Below are 16,724 nucleotides of genomic sequence, written 5' to 3' on the forward strand. Positions count from 1 at the left end.
AGCCAATGAATCATTCTTTAGCCACTCCATCTAAACTGCCTGTCACCGTTTTGTCAGGATTTTTGGGCGCAGGAAAAACCACGTTACTTAATCATATATTGAATAATCGTGAAGGGCGAAAAATCGCAGTGATCGTGAATGATATGTCAGAAGTCAATATTGATGCCGCTTTGGTACGTGAGGGTGGCGCAGAGTTGTCACGAACCGATGAAAAGCTAGTGGAAATGAGTAATGGTTGTATTTGCTGTACCTTGAGAGAGGATTTGCTCATTGAAGTTCGCCGTTTAGCTGAAGACAATCGTTTCGATCAATTGGTGATTGAATCAACGGGAATTTCCGAGCCACTACCTGTTGCTGAAACCTTTACTTTTGAAGATGAAAATGGTGTTTCACTGAGTGAGTTTGCTCGTCTCGATACCATGGTCACGGTGGTCGATGCCTATAATTTTTTAAAAGATTACAGTTCGCTGGATAGTTTGCAATCGCGAGGCGAATCACTCGGGGAAGAAGATGGGCGAAATGTAGTTGACCTTTTGATTGATCAAATCGAGTTTTGTGATGTGATTGTATTAAATAAAGTTGATTTAATTAATGCTCAAGAAAAAGAACAGTTATTTGGAATTTTACATTCACTCAATCCGAGAGCAAAAATTGAAATTTCAGCTTTTGGCCAAGTAAATCTAGATCGTATATTAAACACCAATCTCTTTGATTTTAATGAAGCGGCACAAGCACCAGGTTGGCTAAAAGAACTCAGAGGTGAGCATACTCCTGAAACAGAAGAATATGGCATTCGCAGTTTTGTTTATCGTGCCAGAAAACCTTTTCATCCACAGCGTTTTTTTGATTTTGTAAACGCTGAATGGAAAGGCGTTATTCGCTCAAAAGGCTTCTTTTGGTTGGCATCCAATCCTGAATTTGCAGGCACTTGGTCTCAAGCAGGCGCGATGGCGCGACATGGTGTCGCAGGTTATTGGTGGGCGGCTGTAGGTGATGAGCATTGGCCTGAAGATCAACCCAGTCGTGAAGCTATAGAGAAAAACTGGGATGAGCTAACGGGTGATGCACGTCAAGAAATCGTATTGATTGGCATGGATATGGATGAATCAAATTTAATCCAACAATTCGATGCTTGTTTATTAACGGATGACGAAATGGCATTAGGTGCAGAAGAATGGGAAAAGTTTGATAACCCGTTTGTTGAATGGGCGGATATGATCGTTAAATAAATACAAAGAGTCTGAATAGTGATGAAAGTGGTTTACGATCTGTAATGGAAGGTGAGCTAGAGTTTTCTAAATCATGCGATTGCATAAATAGGGAACTCTAGCTTTTTAGTCTTTATTACCCAGCTAAAGTGATATTTCAGCGCTAGAGTTTTAATGGTTATCTGAGCTGTCAGATCACTCTAAGCTGTTTTATTGTTAGCAACGCTTTGATATTGAAACGAAGCACTGTGATAAAAACATCTTGTTTAATTTAGGTGTAATTGATGGGTGAAATATTCTAGAAGTATTTTTTAAATAACGAGTTTTTATAGATCCATGTTTAAAATCATTCTTTTTAATAATAATGGAAAATAACTTTTAAATGTAATTAAATTTTTTGGTGATGCAAGCACTACAAGTAGTGATGATTATTTTTATTTATCTAATTGATATATAAATTAATATTTATTTTGAGTTGTTGTTTATATATCTATTTACTTTTTTGTTGATGTTTTAAATAATCATGCTGATATATCAGTTGGTATCAAATACATATTAAAATAATCGCTCTTTTTTACTTAAGTTTTGTTTTGCAAGAATTATGTAATGTTTGGTAGCTTATAGGGAAAATAAAAAAACTCTCTGTACAATAAAATTTCACTCTTTCTTCACTAATTCAAGACTAGATTCAATTATAAAGTTAATTAATTAGACTTCATTTTCTCAGTTCAAGTTCAAGCCAAAGGAGCAACCATGACTCTACTATTGATATTGCTTAGCTTGTTGATTCAGTTTGTTATACTGTGGGCTGTATTTTATTTCGAACTCAATCGAACAACCGGTAGTATTCTTTCTATTCTCATCGCTATCCTGTGTAGTGTTTTTATCACACCGTGGAGTTTATTGATTGGATTACCGATCATCATAATGAGTGTGATTTTACTCATTCCTCCCTTGCGTGAAGCTCTTATTAGTCGTCCCGCTTTCAACATACTCTCCAAAGCGATGCCAAGTATGAGCAGCACAGAAAGAGAAGCGTTAGAAGCAGGTACAAGCTGGTGGGAAAAAGAGTTATTCATGGGTTCTCCCGACTGGGAAAAATTTGATGAGTATCCTTATCCTCAGCTTTCAGCAGAAGAACAATCATTTATAGATAATGAAGTGCAGCAATTGTGCTCAATGCTAGATGAATGGAAAATTCATCACCAAGATAAAGACTTGCCGCCTGAAGTTTGGCAATTCGTCAAAGATAAAGGTTTTTTAGGGTTAATTATTCCCAAGTCATTTGGGGGCAAAGAATTCTCACCTTTTGCACAAAGCCGAATTATGAGCAAAATTGCTTCGCGTTCATTGACTGCTGCCGTGAGTTGTATGGTTCCAAATTCATTGGGTCCCGGTGAGTTGTTGCTGCATTATGGAACAGAAGCACAGAAGCAGCGTTATTTGCCCGGTTTAGCAAACGGAACGGAAGTACCATGTTTTGGTTTAACCAGTCCAGAAGCGGGTTCAGATGCGGGCGCGATTCCAGATACAGGTGTGGTGTGTTATGGAACGTATCAAGGTCAAGAAGTGCTTGGTCTGAAAATGAATTTTTCCAAGCGCTGGATCACACTTGCACCGATTGCAACTGTCATTGGTTTGGCGTTTAAACTCCATGATCCTGATGGCTTGTTAGGGGACAAAAGCAAAGTCGAATATGGCATTACCTGTGCCTTAATTCCTGCAAGTCACGAAGGCATAAAAATTGGAGCTCGGCATAATCCCGGTGCACCATTTATGAATGGTACTGTTGAAGGGACCGATATTTTTATACCGATTGATTGGATTATTGGTGGTCAGCAAAATGCAGGTAAAGGCTGGCGCATGCTGATGGAGTGTCTTGGTGTCGGTCGAGGTATTTCACTGCCTGCATTGGCAACGGCTGCGGGTGAAATGAGTTATCTGTTGGTCGGTGCTTTTGCCAGTGTTCGTCAGCAGTTCAAAGTGTCTGTTGGGCAGTTTGAAGGGGTGCAAGAAGCCACCAGCGATATCGCCAGTGATGCTTATATGTTGGAGTCATTCCGCTACTTAGTAACCTGTGGTTTGAACCAAGGTGGAACACCCGCAGTAATGACCGCGATGGCGAAGTACTATGCCACTGAAGCGATGAGGAAAGTCATCAATCATGGCATGGACGTTGTAGGTGGACGTGCAATTCAACTTGGGCCGCGTAATTTCCTTGCGTTGACTTATCAATCAATTCCAGTTGCGATTACGGTTGAGGGTGCCAATATTCTGACACGTTCGTTGATGATTTTTGGTCAAGGTTCGATGCGTTGTCATCCCTATTTATTCGAAGAGTTACAGCTGTTGCAATCGGAAGATAAAGCATCTGCCTTAAAACAATTTAATCCATTATTGTTTAAACACCTTGCTTATACATTCAACCGTGCAGCAAAAGCAGTTGCATTTGGCATCACAGGTGGCTCAGATCATGGCTCTAAACAGTCGGATCAATTTTCAAAACCTTACTACAGCATCATCAATCGTATGAGTGCAGATTTTGCCTTAACAGCAGATATGGCACTTGGTATTTTGGCAGGGGATTTAAAACGTAAAGAAATGCTTTCAGGACGTTTGGCTGATATCCATTCTTATTTATTCATCGCAACTGCGATTTTAAAATATTATGAAAATGGTCAACGTACTGAGGCTGAACAGAAGCATGCTGAATTGGCATTAAATAAAGCGCTATATAATGCACAAGAAGCATTTTTCGGATTTTACGAAAATTTTCCAGTCAAGATTGCAGCTCAGTTGGTGAAATTGATTTGTTTCCCATTTGGTCGACCTATTTCAAAACCTTCGGATCAACTTAAACAAGACGTTGCTCAATTACTTCTACAGGAACATGCGTTCCGAGAAGAGTTGAAAAAACATGTTTATTACACGACTGAAGCAGATGATGTGATGGGACGAATGGAGTCAACTTTCCAAATGTTGCTCACTGTGCAACCGCTATGGAATAAGTTTAAAAAAGCTGAATCCAAAGATCAGTTTAAAGGGCTTACTTTCGAAGAGCACATTGCGGATGCAATATCGGTTGGTTTCATTGACTCAAGCGAAGCAGAAAAGCTCTTGCAATACAACGCAAAACGCTATGACAGCATGCTGACCGATATCTTTGATGAGCATTTAGAAAATGATTTGATCCCAGAAAATCCTCATCTGAAAAGTTAATTTAAGATGAGTGTAAAAAAGCGAGTTCGATGTGACTCGCTTTTTTATGTATCAATCCAATTTTCTTCGATATAGCAACGAAATCAATTTTTAGTTTAAAGATATAAAAATCAACAAAAATATATGCTTATTCAATAATTTTATACTATGATGAGCATGGTAGCTTGATCAATTGCGTTCGAGCTTCACATAAATTTCATGTCAAATTAACTACAATCATAACTATAAAAAAAGAGATGGGTCAGGAAGAATCAATGCTTAAATTTTTTCTGCGATGGATAGACAGTTGGTCGATAACGCATGCTTCCGAGACAAATGAGTTTGATACTTTAAAAACTTTCAAAGATGCCAAAATTCAGTGGCTCAGAATTCTACCTTTTATTTTCTTGCATCTCGCATGTTTAGCCATCTTTTGGGTTGGAGTGTCTTGGTTTGCTGTGGCTTTTATGCTGTTCTTCTATTTCATTCGTATGTTCGCGATAACAGCATTCTTCCATCGCTATCTATCGCATAAAACATTTCAGACTTCGAGAATCGTACAATTTATTTTTGTGCTGATTGGCACAATGAGCGCTCAACGCGGTCCATTATGGTGGGCGGCACATCATCGTTATCATCATCGTTATACCGATACGGAACATGATCCTCATTCATCAAAACATGGGTTTTGGTACAGCCATGTGGGTTGGTTTTTAAATGAGCAGAATTTTTCTACCCGTAAAGAAGTGATCAAAGACTGGCTTAAATTTCCTGAGATCGTTTGGCTAGATCGTTTTAGTTTGCCTGTAGTACTCATTACAGCTTTGGCTATTTACGCTTTCGGCGAGTGGGTAGCTGTTACTTATCCAAGCTTAGGGACATCGGGTTTACAGTTGTTGGTTTGGGGTTTTGTGGTTTCAACCGTTTTGTTGATCCATGCGACTTTATGTATCAATTCGCTTGCGCATCTCTATGGCAGTCGGGACTTTGAGACCAATGACAATAGTCGAAATAATCTATTCCTATCCATTATCACATTAGGTGAGGGATGGCATAACAACCATCATTATTATGCAGGCAGTACCAGACAGGGTTTCTTTTGGTGGCAAATAGATATTAGCTATTATCTTTTAAAAGTCATGTCTTGGCTGGGACTGATATGGGGAATAAAGCCTGTGCCACAACGTATTTACACTGCACGTAAAAGCCAACTCAAAAAATTCAAAATGAACTCAAATAAAATTCATAGCAAGGAGTCTTGATGAAGATTGCAATCGTAGGCTCTGGTATTTCAGGCATGTATGCTGCGTGGAAATTATCTAAACAGCATCAAGTAACGATCTTTGAGAAAGAAAATTATTTTGGTGGTCATACTGATACGCATGATTTATTGATTGATGATAAAAACGTGGCGGTCGATAGCGGTTTTATTGTGTTTAATGATTATAACTATCCCTTATTCAGCGCCATGATTGCTGAATTGCAAATAAAAGCTCAGAGCAGTGATATGAGTTTTTCAGTTAATAATCAGGTGACAGGGCTACAGTACAACCCTTCAAAAAAATGGTCACTATTGACCAGACCACACAATTTTTTAAATAAAAAGTTTCGGATCATGTTGTCTGATTTAATTCGTTTTTATCAGGACAATAAAGATGTTTCGGTAGATGAGTGTGATGCTGATTTAACAATTGAAGACTATTTAAATAGAAATGATTATTCGCAGGTGTTTAGACACGAACATCTATATCCAATGTGTGGCGCACTTTGGTCAAGTCCTGTCGATCAAGTGGGCAAAATCCCTTATAAATTTGTGGTGAGTTTTTTTCAACACCACCGTATGTTGCAATTAAAAGATCGACCGCAATGGCAGACGGTAAAAGGTGGGTCGGCATCTTATATTCACGCAATTCGAGCGGCTTGTCCTTCCATACAGTGGAAGAATGCCCCAGTGCAACAGGTAACACGTGCTGATGATTCCGTTACGATTATTACCGAAAAAAATCAGGAAACTTTTGATTGGGTTGTGTTTGCCAGTCACGCGGATGACACTTTAAAGCTGATCCGAAATCCTTCGGCAATAGAGCGAGATATATTAGGCTGTTTCGATTATCAAGATAATTTTATGGTCGTACACAGTGATAGCTCGATCATGCCAAAACGTCGATCACAGTGGGCGAGTTGGCATGTGCATGTGACAGCCCAAGATCAGTCTAAGAAAAAATCTAATGTAAATAATGTGCATTATGGATTTAGCTATTGGATGAACAGCTTGCAAAATCTACCGTGTAAAACACAGGTGTTTTCGACACTCAATCCGAATATGCCAATTACAAAAAACAAGATTTATGTCGAACGTCATTATCGACATCCTGTATTTGACAAAAAAGCAATCCAAGCACAAGCGCGTTGGCATGAACTAAATGGCAAAAATCGCAGTTCCTTTTGTGGTGCGTATTGGGGATGGGGATTCCATGAGGACGGAGCAAGTAGTGCTGAACGTGTGGTCGAACCTTTATTGAAGTTATCTGATTGATATTGGGAGTGATGATATGTTTAATGATTCACTTTCGATCGCAAAAGCAAAAATCAGGCATCGCCGTTTTGCGCCAAAACTACATCACTTCGAGGCATCGTTGAGTTATCTATGCTTTGATCCCGATCAAATAACGGCAAATTTGGGCAAATCATGGCTGTGTTCTACACGTCGCTGGAATGTTTTAAATATTTATGAAGATGATTTTCTTCGAGAGCATACAGGGACAATCAGACAGAAAATAAAAAAAATCCTGTTGCAGCAAGCCGATACCATTTTGTCAGCTCAAGCAGAAATTCGTGTATTGGCTTTACCGCGAACGCTTGGTTTTAGTTTTAATTCGGTGGTGTTTTATTTTGTTCTCAATCAGCAGCAACAACCTATTTTTATATTAACTGAGATTAGCAATACACCGTGGAATGAACGAAAAGTTTATGTGCACGATTGTCGACATAAATTAGAAAACCACAGCCAATATCAAGGTTTTGAGTTTGATTTTGAGAAAACATTTCATGTTTCTCCATTTATGCCAATGGACATTCAATATAAATGGAAGTTTAGTTTTTCTGACGTGCAGCATGTCATTCATATGCAACTGTATCAGTCGCAAAAAATGATTTTTGATGCAACGATGCGCTTCAACTTGGTGAACATCACACTTCCTTCACAGCTCAATCGATATGCTATTCATCATGCCTTCGAACCTTTCAAGATGTTAGCTTCAATTTATATACAAGCATTTCATCTATGGCGAAAGAAAGTTCCTTTTTATCGGCATCCTAAAAAAGATAAGGATTTAAAACAACATGATGAAAACGCTAATTTTCGGTGAACACGATTCACTGCCTTTGGTTCTACGAAGCTTGCTTAAACTTCGTCATGGTCAAATTCATTTTCGTGGAGAATGGAATGGCACTGTTGGTGAGGTTTCAGATTTAGAAGCGACGATAGAGGTTCATAATAAAGAGTTAATCAATCTCATTTTTAAAAATGGTGTGCTTGGCGCGGCTGAAGGCTATATTCAAGGATATTGGAGCAGTGAACATTTAGTCGAAGTTATTCAGATATTGGCGAGAAATCGTCATGTGCTCGACAAAATCAACCAAAATGTCATTTCTCAAGTGAGTCAACTGGCGTTAAAAGCGTGGTACAAAACCCGCAAAAACTCACTCACAGGCAGTCGTAAAAATATTGCTGAACACTATGATCTGAGCAATGATTTTTTTAAGTTATTTCTCGATTCTTCAATGATGTACTCCAGTGCAGTGTATCAGCACAAGGATATGACTTTAGAGCAAGCCTCAGACTATAAAAAAGAGTTGATCTGCCAAAAATTACAACTCAAGCCGATGGATCATTTGGTTGAGATTGGAAGTGGTTGGGGTGGTTTTGCAATTTATGCCGCGCAAAACTACGGTTGTAAAGTCACCACCATTACTATTTCACAAGCTCAATATGACGAAGCAACCAAACGTATTGCAGATGCTGGCTTGAGCCACCGTGTAGATGTTCAACTTAAAGACTATCGTTTATTGGAAGGCAAGTTCGATAAATTAGTCTCTATCGAGATGATCGAAGCGGTGGGCGAGCAATATTTATCGACCTACTTTAATAAATGTAGATCTTTATTAAAACCCAACGGCTTGGGCTTGATTCAAGCGATCACGATCGAAGATGCTCGTTATAAAAAAGCTCTCAATACAGTGGATTATATTAAACGCTATATTTTCCCTGGTAGCTTTATTCCGTGTATCAGTGTGTTGACTCAAGCTGCATCTGAACAACAGTTACGTTTAAAGCATCTTGAAGATATTGGTTTGAGCTATGCGGAAACCATTCATCAATGGCGGGAGCGGTTTTTAAATGCCAAAGCGCAAGTTTTAGCGCTAGGTTTTGATGAAAACTTTATTCGAATGTGGGATTTCTATCTTTGTTATTGCGAAGGTGGCTTTAAAGAGGGGGTGATCAGTGATGTGCATCTCTTATTTGAAGCAAGTCCATATTAATAATCCATTTATTTGAAGCATCAAGGAGGCAGTAATGTTGTGGCAATTGTTTTTACTTGATGCAGTGGTGATGACCGTTTGTTGGTTATGGGCAACATACAATCATCGTGCAGGCATCGTTGATGTGGCATGGAGTTTTTGTATTGTTCTTAATATCGTCATGACAGCATGGTTGGTTGATGTTGCCCCAATCAATGTCCAGTTATTCATTGGAATATTCAGTTCAATCTGGTTCTTGCGTTTGAGCTGGCATTTGTTACGCCGTTATTTAGCAGAGCATGAAGAAGATCGACGCTATGCCAATATGCGTCGTGCGATGGGGAAATATCAACATCTTGGTTTTTTCGCTTTCTTTATGTTTCAGGCAGGCTTGGCGATATTGTTTACGATTCCAATGTGGAGTTTGCTCAATGTTCCAAGCGCCGTATGGAGTGTTCAAAGCAATGATTTTCTGATTATTGCGGGCATGATCATGGCAATTGCTTTTATCGGTGAGGTGATCGCAGATCAACAACTTTATCGGTTTAAGCAAAACACGCAAAATCATGGCAAAACCATGGATCAAGGTCTGTGGCGTTATTCACGCCATCCAAATTATTTCTTTGAATGGATACATTGGTTTGCTTATCCAGTTTTAGGATTGGCAGCGGGTTTATATAGCTTGTGGATATATCCAGTGTTGATGTGGTTGTTCTTGTACTACATCACAGGTATTCCATTTAGCGAACAACAGGCTTTAAAGAATCGAGGTCAAAATTATCTCGATTATCAAAAACGAACTTCTATGTTTATTCCGTGGAAACCCAAAGAGTAGGTACGCGCATGGACTTTATTATTCAAAAATCATTAAAACTCGTTGAGAGCGGTCTAGTACCTGATCAGGCGATTCGTGCCGCAATCCGTGCATTGAGCAAAAAGCGCTTGATTCAAGAAGGGCGCTATGACCCTGAACAAGGTGCTCAACGTTATATGGATGTGCTGAACATGCTGAAGCACAGTGAAATTGCAATCGAAACGGACAAAGCCAACGAGCAACATTATGAATTGCCAACTGCTTTTTTTCAGGCTGTTTTAGGAAAAAGGTTAAAATACAGTGCATGTTTTTTTCCACATGAAAAAACCACTTTGGATGATGCAGAGGAATTTTCGCTGCACATTTATAGTGAGCGGGCGCAATTGCAGGATGGTCAACAGATCTTGGAGCTTGGATGTGGTTGGGGTTCATTTACATTATGGATGGCAGAACGCTATCCCAATGCAAAAATTACTGCAGTGTCCAACTCTGCAACCCAACGTAAACATATCTTGGCGGAAGCCGAAAAGCGTCATTTAAATAATATTGAAGTAATGACTTGTGATGTCAATGTCCTTGAATTAACAAAGAATTCATTTGATCGCGTGGTTTCTGTAGAAATGTTTGAGCATGTCAGAAACTATCACAAGCTGTTTGAGAAAATTCAATCATGGCTTAAAACGGATGGATTGTTATGGTGTCACATTTTTTGTCATCGTTTTTTACATTATCCTTTTGAAATCAAAAGTGAATATGACTGGATGTCGAGATACTTTTTCTCAGGTGGATTGATGCCGGCAAGTTCAACTTTTTTACACTTCCAAGATCATTTAGAACTTGCACAGCATTGGCAATGGTCAGGTACTCATTATGAAAAAACTGCCAATGCTTGGCTGGAAAATATGGATCGCAACGCTGAACAATTAAAACCACTTTTTGCAAAAGTGTATGCGCAAGATGCTGAGGCATGGTGGCAACGTTGGCGTATATTCTTCATGGCTTGCGCAGAGTTATTTGGTTTTGAGCAAGGTCAAGAATGGGTGGTTGGTCACTTCCTGTTCAAAAAGAAAGCCGTATAATGAAATGAGAATCTGCCAGTAGATCAGCCTATGTTTAGACGCAATAAAAATGATGCAAATACGCATCCACTCAGTGAGATGTTTAATCGCCATTATTGGTTGCAAATTGGGCTGATCGCACTTTCGATTATTATCGGAATAGCCTGTAGTGCTTGGGTCATCAAGGGTTCACTGTTAAAAACTGCGCTTGAACAAGAAATGGATCACTATTGGATGCGAATTGAGCGTAATCCCAATGCTGATCTGCCTGATACAAAAAATTTATATGGCTATCGTTGGGAAACTGAAACACCACCAATGGCATTTAAACATCAAGTTTTAAAAGCAGGAGTGCATCGAATATTTGTTGATGGTAAAGAGCGAATGACGGTGTATGGCGAACAAAAAGGGCAGCATGTGCTGCTGGTTTTTGGTGAAAGCAACGTCAATAAAATCGTTTGGATGTTCGGTCTCGCGCCTTTGATGTTTAGCCTCATCGTGCTGTATAGTTTTTTATGGTGGTCTAACCGTCGAGCGCGACGATATTTTTCACCGATCACACGATTGGCAAATGCTTTAGAACATATTGATTGGGCGCATCAAAATAAAGAAGCGTCTCCATTTCAAGGCATCAGTACCAATGGCAATATGGAAGCTGAATATCTCAAGCAAGCACTAGAAAAATATCATCAAGTGCTGAATGACTTTATCAACCGAGAACGTGAGTTTACAGGCGATGTAAGCCATGAGTTACGCACTCCACTGACAATCCTAAAAGGAAATGTACAACTATGTCAGTCTCGTTATGGCAATGACAAATCTTTAAGTCGTATTTCGAATACCATCGAGGATATGCAATTACTTGTTGATACTTTATTGGCAATCGCGCGGAATACGACCAACACTTTAACGGCAGAGCAAATTTGTCTATCGAATATTATCAGTGAGTTGGTTGGTGATCTCGAGTCCGTCGGCCAAACCAAGGGCATTGAAATCTTGGTTCAATATGATCCGCACGAATTTCCAAGACTTATCTATCCTTCGATGACCAAGATGGTGCTGAGCAATATTTTACGCAATGCATTGAATTACTCGCAAGGGACACATATTCATATTATTCAACGTAAGAATAGTATTGTGATCGCTGATAATGGTATCGGAATCAATATGCCAAATGATTCTAAAGTACAAGAGTTAAGCGCAAGTCAGCTTCAAATTAAAGCAAAAGGGCATGGTATTGGATTACAACTGGTGCAGAAACTCTGTAATCAATTGGGATGGCGTGTAGAGTTGTTTGATCGACAGTACTATTTAAACACACACCCGCACCTTCAACTCGAGAATACAACAGGTCTCATTGTTGTTGTTTATATGAACTAACTTGAGTGATCTTCTAATGCGACCTTTAATCCAACACCTGAAACGGTGTGAATCAGCTTTTGTTGAAACGGTTTATCAACCATTTTACGTAAATTATAAATATGACTGCGTAAGGCATCACTTTCTGGTTCTTCATCGCCCCAAAGCTCAATAATAATTTCTTGTTTGGTAATGACTTTGGGCGAGTTTCGCATCAAAATTTTTAATAATTTGAATTGAATGCGTGCCAAATCGATTTGTTGACCCGCACGAGTTACGGTCTGAGTCGAGCTGTCTAAAATAAGATCGTGGATCTGAATTTTGTTTGAAGAAACTTCGCCAAGAGAGCGTTTGATTAAAGCACGTATACGCATGACCAATTCATTAAAATCAAAAGGTTTAACCAGATAGTCATCTGTACCAGCAGTAAATCCTTTTAATTTATCATCTAGCGTATCTCTCGCAGTCAGCATCAACACAGGAATATCTTTGCCTTGATCATTCCGCAACCATTCACATAAATCATAACCTGATCCATCAGGTAAATTAATATCAAGCAATAACAAATGATAGGGTTGATGCTTTAGAAAATTTCTTGCTGCATCTAGATTCCGCGCATGGTCGATCACAAAGCCATGTTCTTCTAAAAACTCGCATACAGTTGCAGCAAGCTCATAGTGATCTTCGACCATCAGAATAAATTGATTGTTCATAATTAGATTCAAGTTATTGATTTAGTAGTTGTTGCTTTAATTTAGCATTGAATGGAGAACTTCCAAACCAAATTTTGAAATACTGATTGGCTTGATTGTCAGAGATTTTTCCCAGTGGCTTTTGATTGAGAGATAATGAAAGGGTTTGATTGGATTGGGTGTATTTTAATGAATATAGATCACCTTTTCGTACAGGTTTATACAGTGCTGTAATGCGATTTAAAGGCGAGTTTTCTGAATAGTCAGGAATATTTTTCTTGAGGAAATGTGTTGCGGCACGTTTGAATGCCCATTCAGGAATGTCACGAGTGTATAAGAAATCTAATTGAATATCTTGCGTTTCCCATTTTTGTGTACAGTCTGCCGCATAGTAGCTCACATTACCGACCTCTTTTTTGGTGACGATAAGGGCGGCATTTTTACACAATTGCGTATTCGCAGAACTCTGAGAGGCTGTCGTTAATAAAAAAAGCGTACTCGATAGCAATAATAAATTTCTGTAATAGCCATGCATCTCAGACCTCAATATTTAAAAGTTAAGTTGTCTATCTATCCTTCACTTTAATCATGAAGGTGCTCAATTTATTTCCATGATTTTCTACTGGGGTGAGCTGGATTTTAAGTTATTTTTAAAAGGTAAAATCATTGAGTAAGCTTTGCCGACATAAGGCAGAGAACGAAAAAGTCCATCGGCAGGATCCCAGTAATCTTGTTGGAAAACGATCTGATTTGAACCATTGATCTTGATTTGGGTGATGCCATAGGATGCCATCGATTTAGTATGACCAAACATTTTAAAATCATAGGCCATATACCAATGTATATAAGCTGAATCACTTTGATGTGTGGCACTGACCAGTTTTACAGTCACATTACTCACACGCTTATTCATACCTTCAAAATGTTGTATTAAATCTTGTTTATTGGAAAATTGAGAAAGTGTGTCATTTATAAAAAGCTGATCTGCATACAGTTGACTTGCATTTTTTACGAAATCATCTGTTCCTAACGTATTAAAAGCGGTAGCGAAGCGTTGACCAATTATTTGAGCTTTTTCATTGTCCAGCGTGATCCCTGTTATTTGTTTATCTGCATTTTGATAATCAGATGTATAACTTGGAACACTTTTACATCCGACTAATGAAATTAAGGTCAGCGTTGAAACTGCTAATGTTCTAAAGAGAGCCATATCTAATATCCAATTCCACTTTAAGATCTATACTAAAAGTGTTGATGTGAACAGGATGTGAACGAGTTCAATAAAAATAAAAGCGTTTTTTATAAAAATTTGAAACTCGCTCCCAAAGCTGTGCGTGACTTTGGAAGGAGCGGGAGACGATTGATCAGATCACTTGGCGTAAATCACGTGAGGTTTCCATCAGTAAAGGCAAAATATGAGTGATTAAATAATCTTTTGTTGTACGCATGGTGGGCGAGACGATATTTAACGCCGCAACAACATCTGCATTTGAGTCATAGATCGGCACAGCAACAGCATGTACGCCAAGCTCATGTTCTTCACATGAGTAGCACCAATCTTGTTCTTTAATTTCATGTAGAAGTGCTAAAAATTCCTCACTATCGGTATGTGTATATTTGGTCAATCGTTTCAGTGGATATTTTTCCAACCATTGTTTTTGTGCATCCAAATCAAGATGCGCAAGTAAAATTTTACCTGCTGAAGTGGCATGTGCAGGGAGTCGATTACCAAGATGCAGACCGTATGGATTCACTCGATCGGTTTGTTGATGTGCCGCACTACGTGCAATCGTAATGGCTTCATAGCCATCTAAAACCATAACCGAATAAATCAATGAAGTCTGATTGGTGAGCAAATTGAGTAAAGGCTGACAGATTTTAGGTAGTGGCGAACCATCTAAGTAAGCACCTGAAAATTTAAGGATTTTAGGGGCTAAAAAATAATAATGCCCATCAAATTCTAAATAGCCTAAGTATTCTAAAGTAAGTAAATGGCGTCGAGCAGCGGCACGTGTCATGCCCGTTTTTTCCGCCGCGGTACTAATGTTTAGGCGGTGTCGTTCTGGGCCGAAACACTCCAAAATGGTTAAACCTTTCGCAATGCCTGCAATAAAGTCCTCATGCCGAATTGATTTTTTATTTTCACTGTGATGAATAAATCGAACAGTTTTTTCTTGATCACGATCCATATGGTGAAGCTCCGATTCGTCATTTTTAGTCTCTCATTATTATTCTAATCAAAAGGCGACTATTTTACTTGGATAATGTTCGATCATCGAACATAAAAATCATATATCGAACAAAATACACTTTAAAGCGTAGAAGTACGTTCAAAATTTATCAAGAATAAATACAAGCAATCCGAACAGAACACTTGGCTTCATGCTCTCGCTTTTCAGTGTGAAAGATTAAGTGACTTATCGTACAGGAAGTAGGCAGATGATTGATAAGAGTAGCACCTCATTGACCGAGGTTTTATCCCAAATAACAGACGGTTCAACCATCATGATTGGTGGTTTTGGCACCGCAGGCCAACCCGCTGAACTGATCAATGGACTGATTGAACTGGGTGTCAAAGATCTTGTTATCGTCAATAACAATGCAGGCAATGGCGATTATGGTCTAGCCAAACTCCTAAAAACAGGCGCAGTCCGTAAAATCATCTGCTCTTTCCCACGCCAGTCTGATTCATGGGTGTTCGATGAACTCTACCATGCAGGAAAAATCGAATTAGAACTTGTCCCACAAGGCAATCTCGCTTGCCGTATTCAAGCTGCGGGTATGGGGCTAGGTGCGGTATTTACGCCGACTGGTTTCGGCACATTATTGGCTGAGGGTAAAGAAACCCGTCATATCGATGGTAAAGACTATGTGCTTGAATCTCCCATCAAAGCTGACTTTGCCTTGATCAAAGCCTACAAAGGCGATCGTTGGGGCAACCTTGTCTATAACAAATCTGCGCGTAACTTTGGTCCGATCATGGCGATGGCTGCGGATATTACCATTGCTCAGGTGTCCGAAGTGGTTGAACTCGGTCAACTCGATCCTGAACACATCATTACCTCAGGGATTTTTGTACAACATGTGGTTGAAGTCGAACCGACTTCGCCCGTGATTGCACAATAAGGAGAACAACATGAGCTATCAAAAACTCAGCCGTGACCAGATCGCAGCACGAGTGGCACAAGATATTCCAGATGGGGCTTATGTCAACTTAGGCATTGGCTTACCGACTAAAATTTCAAAATATTTACCTGCCGATAAAGATGTCTTTCTACATTCTGAAAATGGTTTATTGGCATTCGGTCCACCGCCTGCCAAAGGTGAAGAAGACCCTGAGCTGATTAATGCAGGCAAAGAATACGTCACCATGCTGACAGGTGGTAGCTTTTTCCATCATGGTGATTCCTTTGCGATGATGCGCGGTGGTCATCTTGATATTGCTGTTCTTGGTGCTTTCCAAGTGGCAGCCAATGGTGATCTTGCTAACTGGCACACAGGTGCAGCCGATGCGATTCCTGCGGTGGGTGGTGCAATGGATTTAGCTGTCGGTGCTAAAAAAGTGTTTATCACTACCGATCATGTCACCAAACAAGGTGAACCTAAGATTGTTGAAGAGCTAACTTATCCAGCCACAGGTCTGAAATGTGTCGATCGTATTTATACCGATCTCTGTGTGATTGATGTGACCACAGAAGGTTTAAAAGTGATTGAGAAAGTGGATGGTCTGAGCTTTGAAGCTTTACAGGCGTTGACAGGCGCTCAATTGGTTGATGCGACACAAGCCTAAGGATTGCACAATCCCCCTAAATCCCCCTTTGTTAAGGGGGACTTCATCTAAATAGTCGGATGAGGTCTCCCTCCTTTTTAAAGG

General features: G+C 39.4%; 15 protein-coding genes. 11 read left to right on the forward strand and 4 right to left on the reverse strand.

Going from position 1 to position 16,724, the window contains the following annotated elements:
* The first annotated feature begins 5 nt into the window (after positions 1-5).
* The 9 genes from zigA to J2Y37_RS00865 all read left to right on the forward strand — a co-directional run bounded on the left by zigA (position 6) and on the right by J2Y37_RS00865 (position 12,179).
* Positions 6-1,229 (forward strand): zinc metallochaperone GTPase ZigA, encoded by a 1,224-nt coding sequence (gene zigA, locus J2Y37_RS00825; RefSeq protein ID WP_349031522.1) that lies wholly within the window; start codon positions 6-8, stop codon positions 1,227-1,229.
* 732 nt (positions 1,230-1,961) lie between these two features.
* Positions 1,962-4,427: an acyl-CoA dehydrogenase gene (locus J2Y37_RS00830; protein ID WP_349031523.1), complete on the forward strand. Its 2,466-nt coding sequence runs from the start codon at positions 1,962-1,964 to the stop codon at positions 4,425-4,427.
* Positions 4,428-4,681: 254 nt separating this feature from the next.
* Positions 4,682-5,668 carry an acyl-CoA desaturase gene (locus tag J2Y37_RS00835; RefSeq protein WP_349031524.1) on the forward strand — a complete coding sequence of 329 codons (987 nt, stop codon included), beginning with the start codon at positions 4,682-4,684 and terminating at the stop codon, positions 5,666-5,668.
* Complete coding sequence (locus J2Y37_RS00840) at positions 5,668-6,942, forward strand: NAD(P)-binding protein (protein ID WP_349031525.1); 1,275 nt, start codon at positions 5,668-5,670, stop codon at positions 6,940-6,942. Before J2Y37_RS00835 ends, J2Y37_RS00840 begins: the two co-directional genes overlap by 1 nt.
* A gap of 16 nt (positions 6,943-6,958) precedes the next feature.
* Positions 6,959-7,774 carry a DUF1365 domain-containing protein gene (locus J2Y37_RS00845; protein WP_349031526.1) on the forward strand — a complete coding sequence of 272 codons (816 nt, stop codon included), beginning with the start codon at positions 6,959-6,961 and terminating at the stop codon, positions 7,772-7,774.
* Positions 7,749-8,948, forward strand: a complete 1,200-nt coding sequence (locus J2Y37_RS00850) for a cyclopropane-fatty-acyl-phospholipid synthase family protein (protein ID WP_349031527.1) — start codon at positions 7,749-7,751, stop codon at positions 8,946-8,948. The genes J2Y37_RS00845 and J2Y37_RS00850 overlap by 26 nt, the downstream gene beginning before the upstream one ends.
* Positions 8,949-8,982: 34 nt before the next feature.
* Positions 8,983-9,762 carry a DUF1295 domain-containing protein gene (locus tag J2Y37_RS00855; RefSeq protein WP_349031528.1) on the forward strand — a complete coding sequence of 260 codons (780 nt, stop codon included), beginning with the start codon at positions 8,983-8,985 and terminating at the stop codon, positions 9,760-9,762.
* Positions 9,763-9,770: 8 nt separating this feature from the next.
* A complete protein-coding gene (locus J2Y37_RS00860; protein ID WP_349031529.1) occupies positions 9,771-10,820 on the forward strand; it encodes a cyclopropane-fatty-acyl-phospholipid synthase family protein in 1,050 nt (349 codons plus the stop codon).
* A gap of 30 nt (positions 10,821-10,850) precedes the next feature.
* Positions 10,851-12,179, forward strand: a complete 1,329-nt coding sequence (locus J2Y37_RS00865) for a HAMP domain-containing sensor histidine kinase (RefSeq protein ID WP_121930023.1) — start codon at positions 10,851-10,853, stop codon at positions 12,177-12,179.
* On the opposite strand, the gene J2Y37_RS00870 is transcribed toward J2Y37_RS00865, so the two are convergent.
* The 4 genes from J2Y37_RS00870 to pcaU all read right to left on the reverse strand — a co-directional run bounded on the left by J2Y37_RS00870 (position 12,176) and on the right by pcaU (position 15,039).
* On the reverse strand, positions 12,176-12,871 hold the full coding sequence (locus J2Y37_RS00870; RefSeq protein WP_004671802.1) for a response regulator transcription factor: 696 nt from the start codon (positions 12,869-12,871) through the stop codon (positions 12,176-12,178). The two genes, J2Y37_RS00865 and J2Y37_RS00870, sit on opposite strands and share 4 nt — an antisense overlap.
* Before the next feature lie 13 nt (positions 12,872-12,884).
* A complete protein-coding gene (locus J2Y37_RS00875) occupies positions 12,885-13,385 on the reverse strand; it encodes a chalcone isomerase family protein (protein ID WP_349031530.1) in 501 nt (166 codons plus the stop codon).
* 84 nt (positions 13,386-13,469) lie between these two features.
* The gene (locus tag J2Y37_RS00880; protein ID WP_349031531.1) at positions 13,470-14,060 is read right to left on the reverse strand and encodes a hypothetical protein; all 591 of its coding nucleotides are present in this window, start codon (positions 14,058-14,060) and stop codon (positions 13,470-13,472) included.
* 154 nt (positions 14,061-14,214) lie between these two features.
* Positions 14,215-15,039, reverse strand: a complete 825-nt coding sequence (gene pcaU, locus J2Y37_RS00885) for an IclR family transcriptional regulator PcaU (protein WP_004671795.1) — start codon at positions 15,037-15,039, stop codon at positions 14,215-14,217.
* A 250-nt stretch (positions 15,040-15,289) separates the two neighbouring features.
* Here pcaU and J2Y37_RS00890 point away from each other — a divergent pair, with 250 nt between their 5' ends.
* Both J2Y37_RS00890 and J2Y37_RS00895 read left to right on the forward strand, forming a co-directional pair.
* Entirely contained in the window at positions 15,290-15,976 is a 687-nt protein-coding gene (locus J2Y37_RS00890; RefSeq protein WP_349031532.1) for a 3-oxoacid CoA-transferase subunit A, read from the forward strand.
* A gap of 10 nt (positions 15,977-15,986) precedes the next feature.
* Positions 15,987-16,640, forward strand: a complete 654-nt coding sequence (locus J2Y37_RS00895; protein ID WP_349031533.1) for a 3-oxoacid CoA-transferase subunit B — start codon at positions 15,987-15,989, stop codon at positions 16,638-16,640.
* The last annotated feature ends 84 nt before the right edge of the window (positions 16,641-16,724 follow it).

The organism is Acinetobacter sp. 3657, from assembly GCF_031456775.1.
GTDB lineage: Bacteria > Pseudomonadota > Gammaproteobacteria > Pseudomonadales > Moraxellaceae > Acinetobacter.